At 65.6% G+C, this 8,690-nt stretch carries 8 protein-coding genes and 1 pseudogene; 3 read left to right on the plus strand and 6 right to left on the minus strand.

Annotation, left to right across the window (positions count from 1 at the left end):
• The 3 genes from VL752_RS09490 to VL752_RS09500 all read right to left on the minus strand — a co-directional run.
• The coding region (locus VL752_RS09490) for a hypothetical protein (protein WP_325354500.1) at positions 1–529 on the minus strand (529 nt) is incomplete at its 3' end.
• Positions 526–1,926: a selenium-binding protein SBP56-related protein gene (locus VL752_RS09495; RefSeq protein WP_325354502.1), complete on the minus strand. Its 1,401-nt coding sequence runs from the start codon at positions 1,924–1,926 to the stop codon at positions 526–528. The genes VL752_RS09490 and VL752_RS09495, both read right to left, overlap by 4 nt.
• 78 nt (positions 1,927–2,004) lie before the next feature.
• On the minus strand, positions 2,005–4,029 hold the full coding sequence (locus VL752_RS09500; protein WP_325354504.1) for a BTAD domain-containing putative transcriptional regulator: 2,025 nt from the start codon (positions 4,027–4,029) through the stop codon (positions 2,005–2,007).
• A 326-nt stretch (positions 4,030–4,355) separates the two neighbouring features.
• Between VL752_RS09500 and VL752_RS09505 the strand changes: the two genes are divergently transcribed.
• Positions 4,356–4,601: a hypothetical protein gene (locus VL752_RS09505; protein WP_325354506.1), complete on the plus strand. Its 246-nt coding sequence runs from the start codon at positions 4,356–4,358 to the stop codon at positions 4,599–4,601.
• A gap of 362 nt (positions 4,602–4,963) precedes the next feature.
• On the opposite strand, the gene VL752_RS09510 is transcribed toward VL752_RS09505, so the two are convergent.
• From VL752_RS09510 to VL752_RS09520, 3 genes are read right to left on the minus strand one after another with little or no spacing between them, the layout of a single operon-like run.
• On the minus strand, positions 4,964–6,058 hold the full coding sequence (locus VL752_RS09510) for a branched-chain amino acid aminotransferase (protein WP_408863082.1): 1,095 nt from the start codon (positions 6,056–6,058) through the stop codon (positions 4,964–4,966).
• Positions 6,059–6,075: 17 nt separating this feature from the next.
• Positions 6,076–6,903, minus strand: a complete 828-nt coding sequence (locus tag VL752_RS09515) for a sulfotransferase domain-containing protein (protein ID WP_325354508.1) — start codon at positions 6,901–6,903, stop codon at positions 6,076–6,078.
• A gap of 18 nt (positions 6,904–6,921) precedes the next feature.
• Entirely contained in the window at positions 6,922–7,218 is a 297-nt protein-coding gene (locus VL752_RS09520; protein WP_325354510.1) for a hypothetical protein, read from the minus strand.
• Between the two features lie 325 nt (positions 7,219–7,543).
• On the opposite strand from VL752_RS09520, the gene VL752_RS09525 reads away from it, so the two are divergent.
• Together VL752_RS09525 and VL752_RS09530 are read left to right on the plus strand one after the other, a co-directional pair.
• Entirely contained in the window at positions 7,544–8,206 is a 663-nt protein-coding gene (locus VL752_RS09525; RefSeq protein WP_325354512.1) for an ImuA family protein, read from the plus strand.
• A gap of 19 nt (positions 8,207–8,225) precedes the next feature.
• Positions 8,226–8,690 (plus strand): annotated as a pseudogene (locus tag VL752_RS09530) (DNA polymerase Y family protein); the annotation flags it as partial.

The raw sequence follows: 8,690 nt of genomic DNA on the forward strand, positions 1-8,690 counted from the left end.
CGATCATCGCGACCGAATGGGTGACGGAGACGAGGACGGCCATGCCGAGATCGGCGTGGATGAGAGTGCTCGCCGCTCTGTGACCGCTGTCGAGATCGTCGGCTCTGCAAAGCCCGAGATAGATCGGCAGGAGCATGAGGCCAGCGCCATGCGCGATCGCGACTGCAAAGGACCAAAGTCCCAGTTGCGTCGGCCTTATGCGCGTCAGCGCCCGCGCGTGGCGCCGGATGAGAAAACGGTAGATGCCGAAGCAGATCACCAGCAGGCTGGAACCGATCTGGATTTGTTGCTGCCAGAAGATGAGGCTGACCAGCAGGGAGAAGGGCAGCAGTACCAGGAGCAGAGCGAGCAGGTGTCCGACCAGGAGTGCCCCGAGGGCCGTAACCAGGGCGGTCGGCGTTTTTTCCATCAGGCCGGCTGAAACGGCGAGCGGCCAGCCCATTCCGGGATTGACGCCATGGTAGAGGCCGCTCGCGATGACCGCCAGCCAAAGGCCAGCCGCTGTCCAGCCGGTTCCGCCGCCGATCAAGCGGATGGGTAGCAGAAGGAATCCGTCGAGCAGTCGCCGCCCTCGAGCCGGACCTGATGGGCGCTGTATCCAGCGGCGAATTCCACCCAATAATCCTCGGATAACTCCAGGCCACCATCCGGTCCCGCAATCGCCATGACTTCCGCCCCGGGGACGCCGCTTGGATAGAATTGCTTATCCCACGCGGAATAAAGCGAGTTGGTCCAATAGACCCGCTTGCCATCGCGGCTGATCTCGACCATTTGCGGCCCGCCTTCGAAGGCTTTGCCGTTGGGGTGCGGCGTACGGCGTGCAATGCCGCCGATGTGGACTGACCCAGCAAGTTTCGGCTTCCTCGGCTCCGAGACGTCGTATTGCCGCATCTCGCCCGTGCCCCAGCAGGCCACGTAGAGAAACCTGTCATCCATGGAGAGATCGATATCGGTCACCAGGGGTGGTACAGCGCCAAATCCTTGCAACAGGGGTGGCAACTGCTCTTTGGCGGCGGGCTCTGGCGGTATCGTCGCCGTCTTCTCGGCGTGGAATTTGCCGCCTTCGCGCCACCAGGTCCAAATTGAACCCTCGAGGTTCGTGGTGTCGACCACTACGCCCAGGAAGCCATATTCGCGCACAGGATCATGCGCGGGCCGCACCTCCAGCACCATCTGGTGATTCGCGCCGAGATCGATCGTTTGGACATTGCGCCTGGCGCGAAGATCCCAGAAATGGACCTGGTGCCCATACTTATTCGCGAGCAAATCCTCCGGGACAATGCCGCTCTCAAACTGCGGCGGCAGCCCCCATTCGCTCGTGACCATGTAGTCACGCGGAAGGTTCCACCAGAAGTCGTAATGCAGACGCTGGGGACCGCGGTCGATCTCCCACCGGCCAAGAATATCGAATGTCTCGCAGTCCATGATGAAAACACCGGGGGGCCCGTCCGTGCCGTCCTTGCCGCTGCCGCCGAGCGTGCTGACATAGATGCCTTCCGGGCCGCAATGAACCGTGTGGGGCCGTGAATAGCCTGTTTTCCTGAAGACCTCTGCCGGTTCAATGATCTTGTGGATCTTCGCCTGGGTCGGATCCGGCTTCGTATCCACGACGTAGATTCGCGAAGAGCGGATACTGGGGATCACCAGATAGCGCCGCTCGACGAACGCGTGCCCGCTGAGCGGTGATAGGGCGGAGGAGCAGGCGTTCCAGCCGAAATGGTGAAACTCGTCGCCCTTATGGGGCATGAGGACCGTATGCACGACCTTGCTGTATGTGGATGATCCGGGCTTTACATCCACCACGGCAAGCGCGTCGGGTTGCGAAAAATCCGGGCTAAGGAGCAGTGTGTAAGCGAAGTTCTCCGGTGGCGCTTCCATCGCAAGCTTGGGCGATGCGTAGAAGGTCGGATCGGGTCTCATCGTCATAAAACACCTCTCTTGTTCTGAGCCGGGTCGCTGACGTTGGTTCGATGGATCGCTGGGCCGACCAGCCGATCTCGGCGTTCAGATACGTGTTGCCGCCTTGCGAAAGAATGCCTCGCCGTCAGCGGAAAACTTCATGGCGGTCAGGAAATCTTCGATGCTGTAGTGTGGACGCGTGGTGTGGACGACGCCAAGCTGGACGCGTGCCTCGTCCAGCCGCCCGGCGAGCGCCAGGCTGTAGGCGGCGATCGCCTGGATATGCGGATGCGCGTTGGGGCGGGCGGATGCCTTGAGCGCCCAATCAGCAGCCTCTTCAAACCGGCCGAGGCGCACAAGAGCCATCGCCCGGGCACCGAGCATCGCGAAGAGCAACGGATCGAACGGACTCAGGCGCCGGGAGTGATCGGAGAAGCGGATGGCCGCCTCGGGATCGCCGCCCTGGCAGTGGATGAAGGCGAGCGTGTAATGGGCGATCGCGAAGTTCGGGCTGAGATCGACAGCCGTTTCAACTTCGGCGACCGACTGGTCCTGGTGGCCGCGAAGCCACAACGCCCGGCCCATGGCCCAATGCGCCGCCGGATCGCGGTCATCGGCCATCAGGCTCTGGCCGGCGGCCGCGAAGGCCCGGTCGATTTCAGCCGCGCGTTCGTTCCAGCCCTGAAAGGCATTTTGAAAATGCGTGAACGATAGTCCGGCATGAGCACGCGAAAACGTCGGGTCGAGCGCGACGGCGGTCTCGAAGAAATGCTGGGCCCGTTCGTTGTCGGCACGGTTGAACCGGTACATGTGCCAAAGGCCACGATGATGCGCCTCCCATGCATCGAGCGAACCAGGCGGCTTCAACACAGCCCGGTTGCGCTCGACCGTCTCGATCTCGGCATCGATCGATGCGACGATGCGGTCGCCGATTTCGTCCAGCACGACAAAGGTGTTCTCGAGCGCCTGGCTGTACACCTCGGCCCATACTATCCGCGCGGTCCGCGCCTCCGTCAGCTCCACCGTCACCGTGACGTGATTGCCCTGGCGTCGTGACGTCCCGCTGACGACATAGTCGACGTTCAGCATCCGGCCGGCTTCCTGGGCGTCAACCCGGCTTTCGCTGAGCGCAAAAACCGTGCCCTGCGCAATGACAAACAGATTCCGCAGTTTCGCGAGCCGCGTCACCACGTCGTGCGCGAGGGAGCCGCCGATACCGCCCGGGATATTTGGGTCCGGCGATTGGTTGGCAAAGGGCATGACCGCGACGGAGGCACGGTGCCTCACGATCGCTTCGCTTGGCTGGGGATTGCCGCCCGGAGCCGCGGCCGGCGCGGTAGCCGTAGCGTAGCTTTGGCCTGACCGTTTCGCCTCAGCGACCGCGGAATGCCAAAGATCGCGTATCCGCGCATGGTCGAGCCCCTCGTCCTCAAACAATCGAACGGTCGCGGTCAGGTGTTCGTCGCCCTCGTGAATGCGACCGCGACGGGCAAGCGCGCTCAGCAGCGTCGCATGCACGCGCTCGTCGAACGGGGCCAGTTGAAGCCATGCCTCCAGATGCGGAAAAACTTCGTCCCCGGACGCAATTTGCGCGAGGCGCTCCAGCACTGCGAGACGGCAACTACGAAAACGCCGCCGTTCGGCAGTTAGCCAAGTCTCGAAGAGTGGGCTGCGGTCGATCTCCAGCCCGTCGAGAAACTCGCCGGCAAACATGGTGCTCAGCGCGCGCAGGCGCTCGGCCGAAAGCTTTTCGATGCCTTCGGCGGCCGCGGTGCCGATCTCCACCGCGTCGACGCGGCAGTCCAAGAGGTCCATGCGAATGGTCTCGCCCTGCGTTTGCACCCTGCTGCGGCCAGGATCGTCGACTAGGCCTCTGATCTTGCTCAGGCACCAGCGCAGTTCTCCGCGTGGGTCCTGCGGCACGTCCCACAGCAGATCACAGAGCCGGCTGCGTGTGACGGGATGGGGGGTAAGCGCCAGATAAGCGAATAACGCGCGAACTTTCCGCGACGGCGGGAGCAGCAACATGATTCCGCTGCGGCTGACAGTCATCGGGCCCAGGAGGCGCACTTCGAGTGCAGGCATCTCACCCGGCCGGCGAGAAACATACGAATCCACGTTCGTTTCCACGGCTCCTACCACGCTGTTCTCCACGAGCAGCGGATACGGTTGGGATCGAGGTCGCGGCGCGCATGTGGTGCCGGACCAGGCCGTCCCTATGAGCAGGGCGGCACCATAGCAGGTTCAACCGCTCAAGGAGAATTATTATGGGTTCAGCCTTCCCCGCGTCTAAGCAGAGCCAGCCGGCAACGACGATGGCTCCGTTGCAGACCTTCTCGCCTTGGCTTTCCTGGTGCCGCGAAACCCTGCGGCGCCATCAAAGGATCGTGGCGGCTGGATCCCTGGCCCCAAAAGGCCATGACAGACACACCAAAAACAGAAACACGGAGACGACAATGAAGACGATGCTGATGGCGGCGGTTGCCGCGGTAACCCTGGGTATGACCGGCGCGGCACTGGCCGAACAAGCCAGTGCGACCTTGACGAAGCATTCTGTTCTTGCTCGCAACGAACAGGTAGTTCCCCCCCGGCGGCCGGTCTACCGCGCGAGCCGGGGTGACGTGCTGCCGAGCCAGCGTCCAGCCTATCTAGCCAGCAAAGGCGATGTGCTGCCGAGCCAGCGTCCAGCCTATCTTGCTTAAGAGCTCTTCTGCCAGAGCCGGACAAGTTGCACCGGTACACTGAAGAAAAGCGACACCACCGATGGTGGCAGCCAGGCGTCCCATAGCGGGCGCCTGGCTGCGTTGCGGCTGCCCAAAAAGCTGAGGCCGTCAGTCGGGAGGGCTGCTCTTTCGGCCGGCGCCATGCGCGCGCGACAGGGATCCGCATCCGCGCAAGATCTGTTTTGATGAGAAAACCAATGGCCCGTCCATCCTGCGCCGGAGAATTGCTTTCACATCGACGAAACAACCCTTGCGCGGCTGGGCGAGATCACAGCCCCCCTCGGCGCGCCAGGCGCGCGCATGCTCACGCACGCACGCGCCTTCCTGCGAGCCGGGCCAGGTCAGACGAGCTTTTCGACCCAGCCGTAGGGATCAGGCAGTTCGCCGCGCTGGATGCCGGTCAGCGCCGTGAACAACGCCTCCGTCACCGGGCCGGCACCGCCGTCGCCCATGGTGATGTCATGCTGCCGCCCGCGCACCCGGCCGATCGGGGCGATCACCGCCGCCGTGCCACAGGCGAAGGCCTCGACCAGCCTGCCACTGGCCGCATCAGCTGCCCATTGGTCGATGCTGTAGAGTTCCTCGCGCACCTCATGGCCCCGGTCGCGCGCCAGGCGGATGATTGAATCCCGGGTGATGCCCGGCAGGATGGTGCCGGTCAGCGGCGGGGTCGCAAGGGAACCGTCGTCGAAAACGAAGAAGACGTTCATGCCGCCGAGTTCCTCGACATAGCGGTGCTCAACCGCATCGAGGAAGATGGTCTGGTCGCAGCCCTCGCGCTTGGCTTCGGCAAGCGCCGTGAGGCTTGCCGCGTAGTTGCCGCCGCATTTGGCCTCCCCGGTGCCGCCGGGCGCCGCGCGACTGGTCGTCTCGGAGATCCACAGCGTCAGCGGCGCCGCGCCGCCGGCGAAATAGGAGCCGACCGGGGAGGCGATGAGGCAATAGAGATAGTCGGTGGAGGCATGGACGCCGAGTGCGGTCTCGGTGCCGAGCAGGAAGGGGCGGAGATAGAGCGTGCCCACATCGGGCGCCGGAATCCAGGCCGCATCTTTTCGCACCAGGGCGCGCACGCTCTCCAGAAACAACGCCTCGGGCAGCGGTTCCATGCACAGCCGCTCGGCCGAGCGCTGCATGCGTCGGGCATTCATCTCCGGGCGGAAGAGGGCGGCCGTGCCATCGGGAAGGCGATAGGCCTTCAGCCCTTCGAAGATCATCTGTGCGTAATGCAGCATCACCGTCGCCGGATGGAAGGAGAGGGTGGTCAGCGGTTCGATCCGCCCGTCATGCCAGCCGCGTTCCGCATTGAAGCGCAGTGTCACCATATGATCGGTGAAGACGCGGCCGAAGCCGGGCTTGGCGATGGCGGCGGCACGAACCGCCTCCGGCTGCACCGCGCCGTGCGGGGTTTCAACGAAAACCGGGTTCATCGCATCCATCCTGTCTCTCCTCATCGTCACAGATAGCCGAAACGCTGCATCACCGCGCCATGGTCGCGCTCGATGCGAGCGACCTGGGCCGGGCTTAGAACCGCGCGCCACTGCCCGGCCTGGCCCACGCGAAAAAAAGGCTCTGCCGACTGCGCCGGCTGCTCCACGAAACCATGCGCCGCCTCCTGCGCACGAAGCACGGCGAAATCGCTGAAATCCACGGCGCGGGCGAGGCGGCCAGGCTCCGGGGCCTCGCCGAGGAAGCGCACGAGATGGCCGAAGACCCGCAGGGGGTCCGCCAGCATATCCTCGTAGCGCATCACGTGCAGGCCGGGATGCGGGCGGCGGGTCCAGAAATGGACATGGGCGGACCAGGTCGCAAGGCGAACATAGACGGTGTGGTCTGTGCCCCCGGTCGCGGCCTCGGGATTGGCCATGAAGGCGATGGTCTGGTCGAGCGAAAGACCCAGATGCCGGCTGAAGGAGACTGCAACATCCCGGGGATCGCGCAGGATGTAGAGGCAACCGGCCGTGACCTCGCGGGTGATGGTCTGTACGCCTTCCACCACGAGCAGGGCGTTATGCGTCTTGACGAACGTGATGCCGGGGCGGGCTTGCGCCATCTCCCGGTGCACGATGGGGCGCAGGCGCTGGACATCGGCCACGCTGTATTGCGAGGCGGGCCGCGGGTCATGCGGCGCGAAACGGGCGGCGGCACTCTCTCCGGTGGTCAGCGCGGTCAGATCGTTGATGTCATGCGGGCGGTCGGCCGCGCGGATGTAGTTGTGCAGGAAGGCGCGCGCCCAGGTGCTGCCCGATTTCGGATAGGAGGCGATCCAGAGCAGTTGGCCCATGGCGACGAGGCGGCCGCGTCAGGCGCGGCGCGTCAATTCTTCGTAGATGTCGACGATTTCCGAGGCGATGCGGCCAAGCTCGAAATCCCACCAGCGTTCCATCAGGACATCTGCCCGGTTATGCGGGGCGAGTTCCTCGCGCAGCGTGAGGAAGCGGTCCCAAAGATCGGGCCAGGGCAGATCCTCGGGTGTCAGCGCGATCAAATCGGGCACGAAGGCCTCGCGCAGTCGCACCTTCATCGTTCCCGGATGAGAAGCGAGGATGCGGGTGGCGGTCAGGAATTTCTCGCGGATCTCGCTTGCCGTGTTCGTCACCTTGCCCATCCGTCCCGTGTGCCTGCCGGGCGCGGCCCGCTCCGGCCAGCCCTGGCGGGAAGGTTAAGCGGTTTGCGCGAAGCGGCACCAGAGCAGCGCCGTGGACCCAGCCGTGAGAAGCCTTGCAGCACCCCGGCGGCCTCTCTCATTCGCTACTTCCCAGAGGGGACTTGTTCACGTTATGTTCCTTCTCCCCGGGCCCATGACCTGAGCAATGACTCAATCTTTTCAAGACATTGAACATATAAGGGCGGAGATCGCCCGGCTGGAACGCCAACACGGCGCGCAGGCCCCGCACGCCGTTCTGCCTTTCGGTATCGACATAATGGATAGGCATCTGCCGGGCGGCGGCCTGTGCCTCGGCGGCTTGCACGAAATGGCCGATGTCGGCGCGGGGGAGCTGTATGGCAGTGCGGCCGGGCTGATGGCGGCCGGCATCATGGCGCGCCTCGCCGGCCCCGTTCTATGGGCTGTGGAGCGGGCTGATCTCTTCCCGCCCGCCTTGGCCGGCGCCGGCCTGCACCCGGACCGCGTGCTGCATGTGGAAGCGCCGCAAGCAGTGCCCCTCGTGCTTGAGGAAGGCTTGCGCCACGGCGGCTTCGCGGGCGTCGTGGGCGAAGTCGCGCGGCTGGAGCCAACACCCGCCCGCCGCCTCCAACATGCGGCGGAGATCGCCGGCATTCCAGCGATCCTGCTGCGCCGGCCACGAAAGGCGGGCGATCCGGCGCTCGGCGCCGCCATCGCGGCCCATAGCCGCTGGCGCATCCACCGCCTGCCCTCGGGCCCCGTGGTGCCGGAGGCGCCGGACGTGCCCGGCCTCGCCCCCGCGCTCTGGCGGCTCGACCTTATTCGCTGCCGGGGTGCTGCGGCCGCATCCTGGATTCTGGAGGCCTGCGATGAGACGGGTCATCTCCGTCTTCCTGCCGCTCTGGCCCACCGACCGGTGGCGCCGGCAGCAGCAGGCGGACGGGCACGCCGCGCCGGATAGCGCCGGGACATCAGGCGGGGTGGTCACCCGCCTGCATGACGGGCGGCGCTTCACCGTGGGCGCGGCCGATGCCGAGGCGCGGGCGCGGGGCGCCTTTCCCGGCCAGCCGCTCGCCTCGGCCCAGGCCATGTATCGCAACCTTCTGGTGATCGAGGCCGACCCGGCGGGCGATGCCGCGGCTTTGCGCGATCTCGCCGCCTGGTGCCGGCGCTATGCGCCGCTGACGGCGGCCGACCCGCCGGACGGCATCCGTATCGACAGCACCGGCGCCGACCATCTGCTGGGCGGCGAGGCGGCACTCCTCGGCGATCTCCGGACCCGCCTCGCGCGGGCCGGCATCACCGCCCGCCTCGCCATCGCCGATACGCCGGGTGCCGCCTGGGCGCTCGCCCGCTACGCGGCCGGAGACAAGACGATCCTCTGCCCGCCGGGCGGGGCGGAGGCGGCCATCTCACCGCTGCCGGCCGCAGGCCTGCGCCTCCCG

Origin of the sequence: Acidisoma sp. (assembly GCF_035492295.1) — a bacterium.
Classification (GTDB): domain Bacteria; phylum Pseudomonadota; class Alphaproteobacteria; order Acetobacterales; family Acetobacteraceae; genus Acidisoma.

Excerpts from the sequence above, each read along its gene's own strand:
- VL752_RS09495 (WP_325354502.1), bottom strand. The coding sequence starts at position 1,926 with ATGACGATGAGACCCGATCCGACCTTCTACGCATCGCCCAAGCTTGCG.
- VL752_RS09505 (WP_325354506.1), top strand. The coding sequence starts at position 4,356 with ATGAAGACGATGCTGATGGCGGCGGTTGCCGCGGTAACCCTGGGTATG.
- VL752_RS09525 (WP_325354512.1), top strand. The coding sequence starts at position 7,544 with ATGGATAGGCATCTGCCGGGCGGCGGCCTGTGCCTCGGCGGCTTGCAC.
- VL752_RS09515 (WP_325354508.1), bottom strand. The coding sequence starts at position 6,903 with ATGGGCCAACTGCTCTGGATCGCCTCCTATCCGAAATCGGGCAGCACC.
- VL752_RS09510 (WP_408863082.1), bottom strand. The coding sequence starts at position 6,058 with ATGGATGCGATGAACCCGGTTTTCGTTGAAACCCCGCACGGCGCGGTG.